The sequence below is a fragment of the Bradyrhizobium sp. UFLA05-108 genome (assembly GCF_059803455.1).
Genome location: NZ_JBANAZ010000062.1, coordinates 21,263 through 36,699 on the forward strand (window position 1 = coordinate 21,263; position 15,437 = coordinate 36,699).

16 protein-coding genes are annotated in these 15,437 nt (G+C 56.5%); 5 read left to right on the plus strand and 11 right to left on the minus strand.

What is annotated here, in order from left to right:
- Positions 1-18 precede the first annotated feature (18 nt).
- Together SO140_RS34155 and SO140_RS34160 are read left to right on the plus strand one after the other, a co-directional pair.
- Positions 19-345, plus strand: coding sequence for a PilZ domain-containing protein (locus tag SO140_RS34155; RefSeq protein ID WP_449378433.1), 327 nt, complete (start codon positions 19-21; stop codon positions 343-345).
- Between the two features lie 4 nt (positions 346-349).
- A complete protein-coding gene (locus tag SO140_RS34160; protein WP_498543708.1) occupies positions 350-607 on the plus strand; it encodes a hypothetical protein in 258 nt (85 codons plus the stop codon).
- 421 nt (positions 608-1,028) lie between these two features.
- Here the strand turns inward: SO140_RS34160 and SO140_RS34165 are convergent, their stop codons facing one another.
- The 3 genes from SO140_RS34165 to SO140_RS34175 form a co-directional block, all read right to left on the minus strand.
- Positions 1,029-1,295, minus strand: a complete 267-nt coding sequence (locus SO140_RS34165; RefSeq protein ID WP_498543709.1) for a hypothetical protein — start codon at positions 1,293-1,295, stop codon at positions 1,029-1,031.
- A gap of 369 nt (positions 1,296-1,664) precedes the next feature.
- Positions 1,665-1,859 carry a hypothetical protein gene (locus SO140_RS34170; protein ID WP_498543710.1) on the minus strand — a complete coding sequence of 65 codons (195 nt, stop codon included), beginning with the start codon at positions 1,857-1,859 and terminating at the stop codon, positions 1,665-1,667.
- Positions 1,860-2,160: 301 nt separating this feature from the next.
- On the minus strand, positions 2,161-2,604 hold the full coding sequence (locus SO140_RS34175) for a hypothetical protein (RefSeq protein WP_498543711.1): 444 nt from the start codon (positions 2,602-2,604) through the stop codon (positions 2,161-2,163).
- 607 nt (positions 2,605-3,211) lie between these two features.
- On the opposite strand from SO140_RS34175, the gene SO140_RS34180 reads away from it, so the two are divergent.
- The 3 genes from SO140_RS34180 to SO140_RS34190 all read left to right on the plus strand — a co-directional run bounded on the left by SO140_RS34180 (position 3,212) and on the right by SO140_RS34190 (position 5,793).
- Positions 3,212-3,760, plus strand: a complete 549-nt coding sequence (locus tag SO140_RS34180) for a hypothetical protein (RefSeq protein WP_498543712.1) — start codon at positions 3,212-3,214, stop codon at positions 3,758-3,760.
- 155 nt (positions 3,761-3,915) lie between these two features.
- Positions 3,916-4,137: a hypothetical protein gene (locus tag SO140_RS34185; protein ID WP_498543713.1), complete on the plus strand. Its 222-nt coding sequence runs from the start codon at positions 3,916-3,918 to the stop codon at positions 4,135-4,137.
- A 972-nt stretch (positions 4,138-5,109) separates the two neighbouring features.
- Positions 5,110-5,793 carry an effector protein NopP gene (locus SO140_RS34190; protein ID WP_498543728.1) on the plus strand — a complete coding sequence of 228 codons (684 nt, stop codon included), beginning with the start codon at positions 5,110-5,112 and terminating at the stop codon, positions 5,791-5,793.
- A 435-nt stretch (positions 5,794-6,228) separates the two neighbouring features.
- Here the strand turns inward: SO140_RS34190 and SO140_RS34195 are convergent, their stop codons facing one another.
- The 8 genes from SO140_RS34195 to SO140_RS34230 all read right to left on the minus strand — a co-directional run bounded on the left by SO140_RS34195 (position 6,229) and on the right by SO140_RS34230 (position 15,326).
- Complete coding sequence (locus SO140_RS34195) at positions 6,229-6,576, minus strand: tetratricopeptide repeat protein (protein ID WP_498543714.1); 348 nt, start codon at positions 6,574-6,576, stop codon at positions 6,229-6,231.
- Between the two features lie 264 nt (positions 6,577-6,840).
- Complete coding sequence (gene sctV, locus SO140_RS34200; RefSeq protein WP_498543715.1) at positions 6,841-8,964, minus strand: type III secretion system export apparatus subunit SctV; 2,124 nt, start codon at positions 8,962-8,964, stop codon at positions 6,841-6,843.
- Between the two features lie 7 nt (positions 8,965-8,971).
- Positions 8,972-9,328, minus strand: coding sequence for a histidine kinase (locus SO140_RS34205; RefSeq protein WP_498543716.1), 357 nt, complete (start codon positions 9,326-9,328; stop codon positions 8,972-8,974).
- Between the two features lie 69 nt (positions 9,329-9,397).
- A complete protein-coding gene (locus SO140_RS34210) occupies positions 9,398-9,934 on the minus strand; it encodes a hypothetical protein (protein ID WP_449378444.1) in 537 nt (178 codons plus the stop codon).
- Positions 9,935-9,967: 33 nt separating this feature from the next.
- Positions 9,968-10,849, minus strand: coding sequence for a SctD/MshK family protein (locus SO140_RS34215; protein ID WP_498543729.1), 882 nt, complete (start codon positions 10,847-10,849; stop codon positions 9,968-9,970).
- Positions 10,850-11,272: 423 nt separating this feature from the next.
- Complete coding sequence (locus SO140_RS34220; RefSeq protein ID WP_449378446.1) at positions 11,273-11,566, minus strand: hypothetical protein; 294 nt, start codon at positions 11,564-11,566, stop codon at positions 11,273-11,275.
- Positions 11,567-12,242: 676 nt separating this feature from the next.
- Entirely contained in the window at positions 12,243-13,931 is a 1,689-nt protein-coding gene (locus SO140_RS34225) for an HrpF/NolX family T3SS translocon protein (protein WP_498543730.1), read from the minus strand.
- 714 nt (positions 13,932-14,645) lie between these two features.
- Positions 14,646-15,326, minus strand: coding sequence for a secretin N-terminal domain-containing protein (locus tag SO140_RS34230; protein ID WP_498543717.1), 681 nt, complete (start codon positions 15,324-15,326; stop codon positions 14,646-14,648).
- Positions 15,327-15,437 lie beyond the last annotated feature (111 nt).

Consider the following 15,437-nt stretch of genomic DNA (forward strand, 5'->3'; position numbering starts at 1 on the left):
CGAGGTCGCTTTAAGTCTATGGGTTGGGATCAGCGAAAAGCCAAACGCGTTCAGCTCGATCATCGATATCGCGCAACTTTGGTAGGCGCCGACGGCACATGGCGCCGCAATTGCGTTCTCCTTGATGTTTCCCAAACGGGAGCACGGCTTCGGATAGATGGATCGCCTGAAGTCCTCAAGGCGCGGCAGTTCTTCTTGCTGCTTTCGACGACGGGGTTGGTCTACCGCAGATGCGAGTTGGTCCGGCTGGACGGCTCCGAAGTCGGAGTCGAATTCGTAATGAGCCGGACTCGTGGTGAACGCGCGTTGCATTCCGACAGGTCGCCTAGCTCTGCCGCGGATTGATTCAATGGAATTGATTTGCTCGCGCAGTATACCTGCGCTGGATACGGAGTCCCTTTTGCCTTTCGAAGCCCGGGAGGCGCTGTTTCGCGATCACCACGGATTTCTTCTATATCTCACCAAGGGGTTATCCCGTTCTGCCTTTAACGAGGAGAGGCTTCTTCGTCTTGAGGCGCGGGAGGCGTTGATCTGGCTGAATGAGATGCCGGAAGAGCAAGGTTGGTTTGGCGTTAGCTTGGGCGGCACTCTTGCGGCAATTGCCTAATCGTAGGTCCTGGGATGCCGGCTTTGAGAGGCCGCCGCGCTATGAGACGAAATTGCTTTCTAAGGATATTGAAAAGAAACTGTCCGCGTGGCGCCGCCAAATCACAAGACTTCGGATGTAGATCAAGGGCCAGGAGATCCTGATCGAAGCCCTGAGTACGAAGGTCGCGATCTCGAAAAGAAGCCCGTAATCATCCGGCAGAGACGTTCGTCTGCCTCGCGTGCAACCCATGCTCTTTTAAATTCGTCAAATTTCGAAAACAGGTTGCCTTTCGAGGTGCGGCCAGATTGAACGGAAATCGATCCTTCCGTTCCGCTACGTGTAAATTTCTTTTGTGATCTGTAGACGTTAGCTCCTGAGTCCACGTTGACCGCGGCCGAATGTTTCCTTCGACCGACGCAGCGGTAGGACGGGAGGAGCATTATTGCAGTGTCGGCTTAGCGGCCTGCCCCGCCTTCGCCAAGAGCCAATCTTCGACTCGGCGGATTTTGCTCAATAGTTCGGCGGCGTCGGCACGATCGCGAGCATAGTAATTGACGACGCTGCATGTCAGAAGTGCAATGGCAACTGCCGCGTCCGTAACGTCTTCGTCCATAAGCACTGCCGCCATCGTTTCGGCCAGCGTCTTTGCGCGTGCAAGCTCATCGCCTGAGGGCTTCGCTAGCATGGGCGGTACAGGTTCTGTCATGCGACCTCGCTGTGAGCCGAGCAGATACATTTACCACTTTATTTCCCACGCAATCAACCTTTGCGTGTACGAGGTTCAAACGCTTGCCGCAACTGATCTCCTCAAGTTAGCGCTATCAAGTCACTCGGCTGACCTCACAACATTGTGGAGAGGAGGATCTTTTCTGTTACATTGCGGGAGTTAGTTTATTTCATTGTGCAGATGCCTCAAGTCGATGTCAGTTGTAGATCTAGTTCCTGAAATTCCCGAATGGTTCTGGCAGATACGCTATGACCCGAACCACGACGCAGACTCGCCAACGCTGTTGGGAATCGAAAGCGGGGCAAACTGCCAAAACTTCGCCTACGAATTGCTGCGGCATTTCGGCCGTTACGTTCCCAACTTGCGGTCAAGCGTGGAACAGAATACACGATCGAGGTCGATCAATATCAGCCACTCGATCTTCTGCTCTTCAACCGGAATCAGAGTGCCTGGGGCGCCCATGTTGCCGTCTACACGGGTAACGATCGGGCAGTCCATTTGAGCCGAAGGCTCGGCCACTTGGCTGTATGGCCGCTTGCGCATTTCGCGCAGTGTCCAGAATATCAGGTGCTGGTCGGGGCGAAGCGGGCTATAGCTCTCGCGTCCGGTCGCTAAGCTCTAGAAGTCGGGCACTATAAGGCGAAGCCCTACACTCCAAAAATGCGGCGAGCGACATCTGTTAGTTCGCCTCGTTGCACGGCGCTCCTAGCCAACGAAAATAACCAGCCCGTAGTGGCGCCGGGAGGAATCCAGATGCCGACACTCGATCCTCTCTACAATATCTGTATCGAGACCAAGCTGACATTCTCGCAGCTTTTCGGTCACTACGCCACATCGCTGACAGCTAAAATATCTTCCCCAACAGGTACCCGAGCGCGCCGATCGTCCCCTGCATAGCCATTCCGATCAGGCTGTCCTTCAGCTTCGTCCCATACTGCGTAATGACGGGGTTCAGGAGCGCCACCAGTACATCGACGTGAACCCGCGTGGCCTTCAACAGGGACCGGGCGGCTGAAACTTCGGCCTCGCGCTGTTCTTTCTCCAGCGGATCGTCGAAGTCGTTGGCCTCGCGGATTGCCTTCTCCAACTTCTCCATCGCTGCGTCGGCGTCAGTATACTCCTTGCTGTTGTGGTTGATCGTGACGGCGCGATCTGATGCCGGCACGACATTATCGAAATGCTCCTCGATGTAGCGCAGCAGCTCGCGTGTCGCGGCAGAAAAATCTGCCGCGACACGTCGGAGACATGAATGTCGTAATTGTTGTCCGTGTAGAGGAAGTCTCTGCAAAAATTGTAGATGTCCAGTTCACCGTTGCTCAACGCCCGAAGCAGGGCAACGCGCAGAGCCAGCCGGTCGGTCTTGTCCTGGGGCCATGATAGTGTGCCGCTGCCGTTTATGGATCCGACCGTTTCCTTGCACTCGGCATACCACCTCGGAAAGTCAATGCGCGCTTCGAGGTCGGCAACGGCGATCCGCTGCACCCTCTGCGTGTCGTCGATGTTGCGAAAGAAATTGTCTAGGTGGACTTGAGGAACGGTTATTTTGCGCCGGTCACGGCGTCAGTCAGCTCGTTGTAGACACGAAAACTCGAGAAATCGCTCAAGGTTGCCCTCGATTCGGCAATGGGTGAGGACAATACCATGCGAACGTTTGTGCTACACTATGCGGGATGGAAGCAGTATCAGCGCTTGGGAGACTGTTGGCGAAGGCGCGCAAGAAGCGCCCTCGCGGCAAGAAGGTATGAACAAGGCGATAGTCGTTCGCAAACGTCACGAAGCGGAGCCACGGTCGATGGCGTCCGGCTGGTGAGGAGGTGGCATAATACCCAAGAAGCGGTCGAGCCTGAAGGGGCTAATTAGGAGCCGAACAGAGCCGGGCCCGACCTTGAATTTCCGTGTTCCTGCTCAAAACCCGCTGTGTCGTTCACTACGACTACCGCCACGCTGAGCAGATCATCACATTCGGCCCGAACTGGCTCGAATTGTCCAAGAGAAATCTCGCCGCTTTCGAAGAAATCGCGCGCTCAGAGGGAGGAGAGGAAAAGTGGCGACTGAATCCTGCAATGAGGGATTCACACCAACTCAATTGTGCCCTTCTCGCGTCTGAGATGCTAGAAAATTCACTCCGTGCGAAACGAGCCCTTGAAAGGCTTGTCGGCGAAAACGATCGCGAGCACGTGAAGCTTCTTGCCTATCGAGCCGTATACGAACTCACCGCGCTTGCCGCGAACTATCACGCTTGGACAATGGTCGACAACGAACCATCCATTGTTGCTCGCAATCGATCGGTGGAAGGCGCAAGGCAAGGAGGCCTTAAGAAGGCGCATCGCTTGGCGCCGTCTCCCACCGCATCACGTTTTGAGCTGAGAAACTTCAATCTTCCTGCAATTGACGTTGGGGCCTCGCTCGACATGGTCGAACACATCGGCGTGAAGAACATTTAGAACCATTGCTTCGATCTGGGCGATCATCTCACCGCTCAAATGACGAGCTCGCCATTGGTCTCGTCGGTCGGAGTCGGCGGCAACATCGCTCGCCCCACAACTATGTCGGCGGTCTGCCCGCGACAGACTGGCTCAGCTACCTCGAAGAGAATGGCGTGCGTGTTTCCCCCGAACGCGACGGCATCCGCATATCGTTCGGCATGCTCAACACGGTCGACGATATGGATAGTCTGGTGCATCTCATCCGCGAACGCCAATCAAAAAAGTCCTTCAGCGCCGCTCAGGACTTTGCATGGACCAATTTGGTAAGCCGCACGCGAAGTAGACAGCAGCCTGATCCTGCCCAAGGGCGAGCATCATGCCTTTTCACTTACTGACATGTTGAAGGAGAGGATCGCGCATTTTGGTGACGCGATCGATTAGTACCGGCGCAGCGAACACGACGACCGACCATGCGGAGCATAGCGTCGTGTACATCCGCAATTGTGAGGCTCGCGATGTTCGGACTTCTTTTTAAATAGATCACAGATGGCCAGCGCTTTGATCGCCTACCAGACGATCGTGTTCATCGACAAAGCTGTGCGGATCCCGGGTACCGCACCGGGTAAGTAAGACAAGGGATCAGATATTGACGACGTGAAGTTGCAAAGTGCCCTGCCTGGCAGCATGGCGGTCGTGAAATAAACAGCCTCGAGTTCTCGATTATCGCACAGTCGTGGCCCTATCTATCCCCAGGATTGCTCTTCTCGTTTGGCTGCCGCCTTCCTGATCGGAATGCTTCTTGGAACGCTCTTCGCGCTCGTGCAACACTTTGAGCTCCGCACTCTGCGCCAGTTCGTCCGTAGCTACGTTGCCCTGATGCGATCGATTCCGCTCATCCGCTCCGGCTTCTTCGGTCGCATTGCGCGCCTCCGCTGAACGGAATCACGGCTCGCGATTCTGCGAGCTTTCCGGCCCTCCGACCTCAAAAGCCTGCAATCTCGAATCGGCAGACGGCGAGGGAAGGCGACTTGTTTCGCGTCAAGTTGGATCAGATCATCCACCTCAAGCACGAGTCTCGTTGTGCTTTCTTGAGGCCTTTCCGTGATCACGACTTTTCGATGCGGTGCGGCCTGGCATGGAAACGCATCGAGGTTAGCAGCTCGTCAGCTTACGGACAGCTAAGCTGCTTATCAGCGGAGTCAGGTCTAATGACCTGAACACAATGCAACATCCATAGGAGTGTGGTTGTCATGTACGGTCGAATCAACAATTGGTCGGATGTTCCATCCGATGATGAATATCATCGCGCAGGCTCCCCGGAGCACGGGAATGCCGACGACTTCGCGGACGCATTCGCTAGAATGCGAATGCAGGATTCCGGTGCCAGCTCATCCTCGCGTCCAAGTTATTACAACAGTTCAAGACCTCCTATCGTCGAGATCGACCAGGCGACATTCCGGCGAGAGGTGAGGACCTTTCATGGCGACGAAATCAATCATATCGCCAACAATCCACAGGAATACTCAGAACGTGTATCCGAAAGGGCTAGGCGCACATCGGACGTCGCTAGCGAGTATGGCATCCGAAGAGATTCGGACGCCGCCCGATATTACAGCTACCGACTCGGAAATAGGAGTGTCGGTCTCCAAAGAACGGAAGGCGGATTTCCTATGACTGACTTCAACAGCCAAGGCTGGCGAGAACAGTTCCCCGGACGAACTGACGTCACCTCAATCGTGGATTTCCAGGTCGCTCATCCGCTCGTTTCGAATGCCGGCGATATTTTGCTCGAGCATCAACTTCGGCAAGACGGCGAACGGCCTCTGGTGAACTGGCGTCCTGCGAATGATGACGCGAGGACCCGTGCAGAACAAATGGGCTTCGTCCATGTGGACCGAGACGATATGGTACTTGACCCAACCCGGTCCGGACCCTGGAGCTACAGGGATGGTGAATGGCAGCGTGCAACCCATCATTCGAGGTATCTCTCCAAAGAGGCCAGCGATACTGAATCTTCAGCAGCGTCCGACTCGGATGGAGACTTTATGTGACGTGAGATCTCCACCAATCCGTGAAGGAGGTGGAGCAAGGAGCGCAGACCAACGAACATCTGCGGCTTACGATCGAGTCTAGGATCGAACGAAGCCGAAACCAATTCGGCTGAATTCGCGAGGTGCACTATACGGACGCACCGCGGCGGTTACGAGACCCGATGAACAGGGCAACAGGAAACCCCGGCTTTCGGCCGGGGTTTTCGATTGCACGTCCCGGACGGGAAGAGCAGATTGGCTATGGCGGGTGCGAGCGCCAGTGTGTCCGCTTCCGGCCAGTTATTGTGTGCGCTACACCATCAGAATGGCTCGGGATCCTGCCGTTTGCATCCAGGGTCTCATGAGACCATCAGACCTAAGCGGATGAGGGCTGAGAGGCATAAACCTGACGGCGCGGTTAATGTGCAAGAACCTGCGGCGAAGAGGCGACTACGGCTATTGTGCTGTCTGGTTAGGCGAGTCGGACCGCGGTTGTAGATTCGGGCGCCCGGCTTTGCCCTTCTCATCGAGGGCAAGCGAGAGCTTGAGGTTGTTGGTCAGCACCGGGCTGTCAGGAGCCATTGCGAGAGCTTGCCGATATAGCGCTTGTGCTTCTTGGTGATGTCCCTCGCTGTCAAGGACAACCCCCTTCGCGTTCAATATGCGCAAGTCGCCAGGGGCAGCGAGTAAGACTTTGTCAAGTACCTCAAGCGCCTGATCCGGGCAATTTCGAGCCAGCAGAGCACGCGCAAGGGGAATGGCAGCGTCGACGTTGTCGGGCCGCTTCTTCAACGCATCACGCAAAGCCTCCTCGTCAAGGTCCCCACGTACGGCGCATGCAGAGCGTTCGCGCGTAGCAGCATCGATCTCCCTGGTGCCCTGTAGCTCTGGTGCCGGCATCTGCTGTGTTGAAAGTCCTGGCTTATCCCAGCTCGTGCAACTTCCAAGCAGCAGAAGTGGGAGGATAGCTAGGCGCAAGTTCGCAGTACGGGAGCACAACTTCCGCGGGGTATCCATCTGATATGAATTCATAACATGACCTTACGACCGGCTGCCGTGCTCTGTTAGCTAATCGGCCGTCGCGCCAGGGCGCGCTCCTGAGGGGATCTTATGCTTGGCGGCACCGAGGTTGACGGACCCAATCGGCTGGACCGTGAAATCCGAGGCGAGATCCTGATAAGACAGAACCGGAAGATCGATCCCGTTGCGCGTGAGAAATCCGCGGAGAAACCGCCGGATGTCCATTGGCCCGAGAATGACGGGCGGCCTCTGACTGCGTGCGATGGTTGATTGGATCTGACGGAATTGTGAAAGCAGCATCTCGCTCTCGTGGTTCTCCAAAACGAGGTAGGGACCGACCGCGGTGTCGCGCACCGCCGCGCGCACGATTTCCTCGGTTTCACGCTCGACAATGAACGCAGCCACAACTCCGTGGGCATTGGCATAGCGATGACAGATCTGACGTCCGAGACCGGAGCGAACATATTCGGTGAGCAGGGCGACATTTTGCTCGCGCTCGCTCCATTCTGCCAGCGCCTCGAGGACCAGGCGCGTGTTGCGAATAGGGATGCCCTCGTCTAGTAATCGACGTAGAACATCGGCTATCCGGGGGATCGGGGTCGTGCGCAGCACCTCCTTAACGAGATCAGCATATTCCTGCTCCATTCGCGCCAGCAATTGTCGCGTCTCTTGGATGCCAACCAGCCGCTGTGCATACCGTGTCAACGCCGACTTTATTCGCAAGGCGATGACTTCGCTTGGAGCGCGATGCCCTATTCCGGCAGCTTTGAGAGCTGGCGCATGACTTTGTTCGATCCAAATCCGGTTCTTCTCTGGGTCTTGCCGAAAGGGGATACCGCTCAATTCAATGTTCGCCACGTCGTCGTCGAGCACGAGTTGCGTGGGGTCAACAAAATCCCCGCCAACAGGCACTCCCTCGACATCTACCCTGAATTGCGAGTCCGATAGGCGCTGGTCGACTCGGGTGGGAATACGTGGGATTGTGATGCCAAGATCAGATGAGACCAGCGCAGAAACGTCTCGGATGGAACCCTCGAGCTCCTCTTTGTCGATTGCATGTGTCAGGTTTGGTGCGAGGAATAGTGTGATCGGAAGTGCCTCCGCAGGCACGGTTTTAGTCTGAGTCTGTGCGGCAGCTGGAGCCGAACCAGTGATATCGGTGCCCGTCTTGGCGTCCGCCTTGGCCGCGGTGTTGGCGCCCAGCGCACCAGCCTTGACAAGGCTCGCCCCGCCAAAGAGTGCGGCCAGTATCATGAACGGTGGCAAGGGGAACCCGGGGACGAGGCCCATCAAAGCCAGCACGCAGGCGGCTAGCCGTAGCGCTTGTGTGCTGGCCGTAAGTTGGCTCACGATGTCGGCACCAAGATTCAGCTTGGAAGGACCGCTGACACGAGTGACAATGGTTGCGGCTGTAATTGACAGCAGCAAAGCCGGAATCTGCGAAATTAGCGCATCACCTATGGTCAGGATCGTATATTGATCGAGCGCATCTTCAAGCGACATGCCCTTGGAGAGCAAACCGATTGTGATGCCGCCCAGCATGTTGATGCAGATGACTACGAGCCCGGCGATGGCGTCGCCCTTCACGAATTTCATAGCGCCGTCCATGGCTCCATGAAGCTGGCTCTCTCGCTCTAGCGCAGCGCGCCGACGGCGAGCTTCGTGCTGATCGACGTGTCCGTTGCGCAGCTCGGCGTCAATGGCCATCTGCTTCCCAGGCAATGCATCAAGCGTGAAACGCGCTGATACCTCTGCGACCCGTTCGGCCCCCTTGGCGAGAACCATGAATTGCACCATGGTCACGATCAGAAATATGACAATTCCAACGGCGATGTTGCCTGATATGACGAAATCGCCAAACGTATGAATGATGCTGCCCGCATCACCCTCCGCGAGAATCAAGCGCGTTGTTGCCACCGTAAGAGCCAGACGAAAGACGGTGGAGATGAGGATGACGCCCGGTAAGGACGAAAAGTCAACTGGTGTGTTGAGATAGAGCGCAACCATCAGCAGCAGTACGGCAAAACCGAGGTTGAAACCGATCAGCATGTCGATCACTACGATCGGGATCGGCATGATCATCATTCCGACCGCCAGAAGGAGCATCAACGCGACCATCAAGTCCGGATTAGCCGGCGCGCGTACGATGAAACTACGCAGGAGGTTGGGCATAAAGGGTCTATTGTTCCTTGATTGGAGCGGTGCTGCCCCGTAGTGATACATAGCTCTTGAATGTGGCGTGGGCCTCAGCCATGCGGCCGGCCTGACGCAGAGCGTGACTGCGCAAGAGCATCAAAGGCAGACGGGAAGACGCCTGGTCGTCAAGTTCGTCCAGCCGATCCAAAGCCACCAATGCCTCGTCACCGTGGCCCTCAGAGATCAGAGCGTAAGCCAGAATGCGAAGCAGGTCGACGTCTTGAGAACCTTCGTGAGCTGCGAGTCGCAATAAAGCGAGACACTGTGCGCTCTGCCCGCACGCAAGATGGACATACGAAAGCGCGCAAAGTAAATCGCGTTCGTTGGTCGAGATCAGCAAGACATCACCGGCTGTTGAACCGCGTGGCCCCGGGGCAGATGTGTTGCGCTCCTCTGGCTCGCCCATTTTCTAGCCTTCGATCAAGCCGTTCTTATTCTGCCGGAGTAGGATCAAATGGCGCAGCTCCATTTGCAAAATGGCTATTCCTTCACGCGCCATCGGTGCTTCTGGCACGGTAGATAGTGCATCGGCTAAACCCTGCACAAGTAAGCTGTGTTTTTCTGGGCGTAGGACGCCCGTATCGCGTAAACGCGGTGTAACGAAGGAGAGCAGGTTCTCCGCAAGACTCGGACCAGTAAGCCAAGCAAGTTCTGAGCCTGACTTGATCTCACCGGACTGGACTTGAGCCTCGTTGACGTTGATGCGCGAGACACGATCAATCGAGTGTAGCTCCAATGCGGTCTCGACCGTCGCGTCTACAAGCCGAACTTGCGGGGGGCTATCCTGAAAAGTCTTGTAGCTCTGGCCGCTATTTGCATGCGTTCCCTTGAGTTCGGTGCCCTTCGCTTGACGTATAGTGGGCGAGGCGGCAGGTAGATGATCGTCCACCGTAAGCCCCTGAAACGAGGCGCCAGGCGCGACGGAGTGCTGGGACAGCCTAGTCATGACACTTTCCTTCTGAGCTGCGGGCCGGAAACTCTAATAGGGGAGTGCAACCAGCCGGCCATTCCGGCTCAGGAGCACGCGTCCCTCCTCGATCCCATTGACGGTCCATCCATTATTCAGCAGCGCGCCCACGAAATACTTCTGGCCAGCAATGACCAGATAAGGGTCACTTCCGCGCCAGACAGCCTCGACAGCTATGGAGGAGGGCGCCTTCTCTTGCTTTACCGCTACTGTGTTGATGAGCACGTAAGCGCCGTTGCCGTGGTCATCGAACCGTTGCTGGAGTTCTTGCCATTTAGGCAGCGAAGCTGGCGTAACCGTGCCATCAGCGGTAACAACTCCCGCCCCAGACCCGACCTTGATATCGAAAAGCCCCGCGCGCTCGACCTCCTGTTGCAGCTCTTCGGCAGCTGCATCGGTCATCAGAGCATAGGGAGCCTTGGGGGTTGGCTTCGTTGCAACTTCGTTGCCACGGCCCACATCGGCGCTCAAACCAACCACCTCGTCCGACTGGGAGAAACTGGTTGAGACTGCGCCGACCGCGACAGAACTGATCAGGACTGAGGCGAGTGCGATGGTCGCGAGCCAGCGACCAGTAGAGGCAGTTTGTTTAGTACCCTCAATGGACCAGCGAATGGACATCTCGCCCAAATGCATGACCGTCGGAAGAGGAACAAGAACGCGCTCGTTCGGGGAAATGGTCTCGCGTCCCTCGATCCCAACTTCCTTCGCAAAAGCCTCGATTTCGATCGAATTGCGATGTGGCGTGACACGAACATGATGCGGTTCGAGCCCTTGCTCGATAAAGACTAGGTCAGCATTCAAGCCGCTACCAATCAGGCTCGGTCCCATACCAGTTTTGCCGGTAACCCCGCAGTAAAGCCCCGACAGCACCTCAAAATGCGGGGAATTCATTTCATGCACGGTCGATCTCCTGAAGAGCGAACGAAGCCGTGCGGCGAAGCCGCACGGCCCGTTACGACTTGGCGGATTACGTTACTCGGGAAAGGTGGGACGACGGTGTCTCCCACCTTGTCTGTTACTGCACGCGCTCGTCGGCTACTTTCTTGATGGTCGTAAGGTTCGTCGAGACGACGCGAAGCTCCACATCTCGCTGAGTGGCCTGCAAGCTCGTGGCGGTGAGAGCGGCGAGCTCCTTTTGGAACGCAGCCTGTGACGCAACGTCGGAAGCCGTGGAACCAACAGTGGCGGCAGCTGTGTTAGCTGTCTCGGCTGCAGTCGAGCCGCTGACGGGTGAGTGAGGCATATCGTTTCTCCTGTTTTATCGAGAGTTCGCCGCTAGTAGCGGCTCGTATAACCTGGCGACGACATGCGACGTCAGGTATCTTCTTCCGTCTCGGTCATGGCATCTGACAAAGAAGCCATTTGGCTATCTACCATTTGGAAAGCAATGGCTCCGAGAACGGTGTTGAATGCTTGGCGCATAGCTGCGTCATGCGAGTTGCTGTTGCTATCCGGACCCGACGCGCCATTTGCAGGGGGGCTGCTTGCAACAGGCGATTTGGGATGCCCCTCATGCGCGCCAGCTGCGTGCGAAGGCTCTTTGTGCCCATGAGCCGCACGCAGCTCGCTGTCAATTGGCGCGGGGTGGCCTAAGCCGGAAATGCGCATCGGGTTCTCCTTTGCAATTTAAGTCATGCGGATGGAGGCTGTCTCCGCTGTCCCTATTCTGTCCGTGTTAGCTTTCGGCAAGCTGACGAGCTCCGGAGAAAATACAATCGAGCCGAGGGTTAATTGCCGCGTTTGGCTCCATTACAGCGTGGCCGGCGTCGGTGGCAGCTCTTGTGCGAATTTGCTTCCCAGAACCAGCGAATTGTCTCGATACGATAAGAAATGAGCTATGAGGCTTGCTCAGACGATCCGCGCGCGAAGAACGATAGTTCCCGATCAACCGAACTGCGATGGGTCAGCTTGCCGCTCCGCCGCAGACGTCTAAAACTCATGTGGTGACATTCGGCTTCGGACCGCTTTGTTGGGCGCTTCGTCCTCGACACTGGCTCATTCGAGTTCTACCTCGGCGCATCTAAAAGAGCCGATAGTCAAGGGACCGGTTTCGGACGGGCTTCCAAAGAATCGTGGCAACGGTGGACTGCGTTGAAGCTGATCGTGAAGTCGGCGATCTATACAGCTAACAGCAACGCGGCGCGCAACGGGCGATAAAAAATCGTCTGGCCTGGACGAAAGAACGTGAGACTGGCAAAGCTTGCGTGACTCGCGGACCCACCGGGCGGAGCTCCGCAAGCTGTCTTTGTCAGGCGGTGATCTGAGACGATTTGCGTCGCTCTGACTAGGTGTAAGCGTCTACAGCTTGGGTACGCTCGGACGCAACGCGTTCCTTCAGGTTCTGCAAATAATTCTCCGCGTAGGACTGGGCCACCGAAACCGGCAGGTCGACGCCGGCCGTCGCGGCTTCTTGAATTGCCTGCTTCGCCAAGCCTTCGCGCATGGCCAGCTTGACCTCCGGTCCGGAGATGCAGCCGACCGCCTGCGCTGCAATACCGAGGCCCGCTTCTTCCAGTGCTTGCTTGATATTTCCGCCTGTGATCGCGGTGTGCAGTAGATTTGCTATCTGCGCCTCGCTCTCGAGCTCCATTGACGCCAGATCGGCTAATTCGCCTAGGCCTGGAACGAAGCCAAGTACACCAACCGCCGTGGCAGCCCAGTCGAGGACCTTTGAGCCAACCTTCAGCACGTCATCAAGTCCGTGCATGAAGGCGCCTCCATTTTTCTTTGGTGACTTGATGTCGGGCTGATCCGCCGCGCCCATCTCCATGTCCGCAACAGCAGATTGCTCGGCAGTCGTTTGAGCGACGTGCGTCTTCGACAGGTGAGCAGTGCGGTTTGCGGCCGACATATTGTTGAAGAAGTGCGTGAAATCCTTATTGCTGATGTTGCCGGAATCGACGGTATGGCCGCCGCCAAAGTCGAAGAACTTGTGGTGGGTTTTGTAGCCTGTGATCGAATTGTTGATCAATCCGAATAAGAGAGGATCCGAGAGCAGCTGTGAGGCGGCCTTTCGCACATCCGGGGCAAGCCTCTTGTCATCGGCCATGCTCGCCAGCTTGTCCCGGGTCAGGTCGCCCTTTCCAAAAAAGGCGCCTTGGTTCCTGTCGATCGTAGCGAGCGTGTCCAGCTCGGCTTGCGTCAGATTCATCGCTGATGAGGCAACCTGCAAGAAGTCCTCTTTGTGGACCTTGTCTACCGAGCCGCCATACAATTGCTTCCACTCGTCGGGATGGCTGAGGAAGTATTGAGCGGCCGCGAGAACCTGAGGCGGGCATTTACCGGTTTTGGCATCGCCATCGACGATCTGCTTGAAATCGGCGAGACTTAGGTTCTTGGGCAGGTTGTCGGAATACCGATATAGCTCACGCAATGCATCGGTTTCAGCCATGACCGATGGCTGGCCATTGCCTGCGCCGTCCGAAGGAATGTAGTTATTTTCGTAGCTCTGCGCCCGCTGCTCCTGGAATGCGGCAACCTGTGAGTGATGATCGGAGAAGGCGGAGAGATCACCTGCCTTGATCTTCCCGCCACAACGGCCGTCGCCTTGCGAGCCTATGGCATAGAAGAGCTCCGGGTCCTGCTGCAGTCCCTGGATCGCCGCCTTCAGATCCGAAGGGGTGGTGGGATCATTGGCCAAATCTCCAAGAGAGTTCCAATCGAGCGGACATTTGTCTTTGTGGCGGTTCAGAATGGATACAATCTGCAACTCGGAATTGGTCAAGGTGCCGCCGTTCCACGTAACCCTCGAGCTGGGCACTGGCGCGGCCGCAATCGGAGCTGGGCTCGCAGCAGGGGATGGCTGCGGGGCCTGGGCAGATGCTTCCAGTGCAGCCCTGAGATCTGGGGGTAGGATATTCTGCGCCTCCTGCGAGAGCCCCGCCGTAAGTTCTTTGATCGACTCTGCTGCGCCATCGTCAGGCGGTGCGGAATGATCGGAGCTCGTGTCTTTCAAGGAGTAACCGGCCAGCATCGCCTCGAAACTCGAAACCTCCTGCACCGAGGGAGCAGGCCCGTAGAAAGCCGTAGTTACGTTGGTCACGGATAAGTTGGTGACTGACATCAATGCGTCCTTTGACAGGAAATTGCACCACATCCCGTCATGTGGTGCGGCCGGAGCTCGAGACGAAGAAATAGCGTGGACGGGCAGAGTCCAAGAGCTCAGATACTTCCGATTAAGCTCTCAGTCCCGCTACAATCTAGATCGTCCTCTGGCTATGATAGGACCAGTTAGCTTTCGAGAAGCTGACGACGCTCAGAAGAATTGAGACACAAAACCGGTCTTGCCCGAAGCTGCGGGGCCTCTTGGTGGGCCCGATTAGCCGTCGCAAGGGCTGCGCAATCCTGCAAGGCTGTTTTACTGCCCTTCCAATCAGCGCAGTTCGGCATCGTGAGATGTTCGCGGTGTATAGCTTTAATGATTGCGATCGTTGGCGCTGTGGAATGGGCGAAGGAAGTAGCTCTTGAGTGATCGAAGCGGATTGGGCTCACTTCGCGGTCATATATGCTCAGCCAGTTGGCGGAGTTCCAGTTGGAGCATCCGTGGCCAGACGTTAACGTCATTGTGCGCTCGCGCTGATCATCCTGTACATAACGCTCCATCGTGAGGCCAGCACTAGGTTTCTAAGAAGGGACAGAGGGTAGGCGAGCGCATTGAGTTCGTTCGCATGTCAGTCTTGGCGTCAGCTTATCTCTCGCTGAGACCAGGCCCGTGAATCACGCTGTCTTGATGCGGCGCGTCGGGCGAGAGAAAACTCTCCGGTCCACCACGAATGATCATGCTTGAGGACCCCCGAAACAACATCAAGGCCGATTCGCGCGGCTTTTCGACTGGCGCAGGGTTCCGCCGCGCCTGCGCCTCCGCCATTAGGCCTTTCAGCGTTTCCTCCACAAGCGCCATAAACCGAGGCGGACCGGAAGCAAAGACGACGCCATCTCCGGTTGCCGCTTTCACGACATAGCGCTCATCGGAGATCTTGAGCGAATCCAGTGCCGACTTGAATGCATCGAACGTGATCGGATTCAAGACAAATAGACGGCTCTGCGCCTCGTGCGCATCGGATACGTAAAGTACGAGTCCATCGTAGTACCACTGAAGATTGTAGAGATTGGCCAAATGTTCGAGGAACTCTCGCGGTGCAATATCCGGCATGCGCCCGCGGATCCGTCCCTTGACCTCTGGGCTGACATTGACTCGAATTTTTAGGTTGTTGCCGAATTCCTGCAGTACGGACGCGAGATCCTGATCCAGGACCGTGTAGCTATAAGGCGTCGTTGGGAGCGCCAGCTCAGCACCGTGCAGCCCGGCGAGACCCACGAAAAGGAAAACCCCGACATTCAGAACGTTCTTGAATATGTGCAGCGTCATGGCTCGGTAAGGATTCCTCATTTCGCGCGCGAGAAGACGCACCAAAATTCGTCCAAAATTGGGAGCGGAGAATTCGTCGCTAGGTGGACCGGCGCGTGAATTTTGGATCCT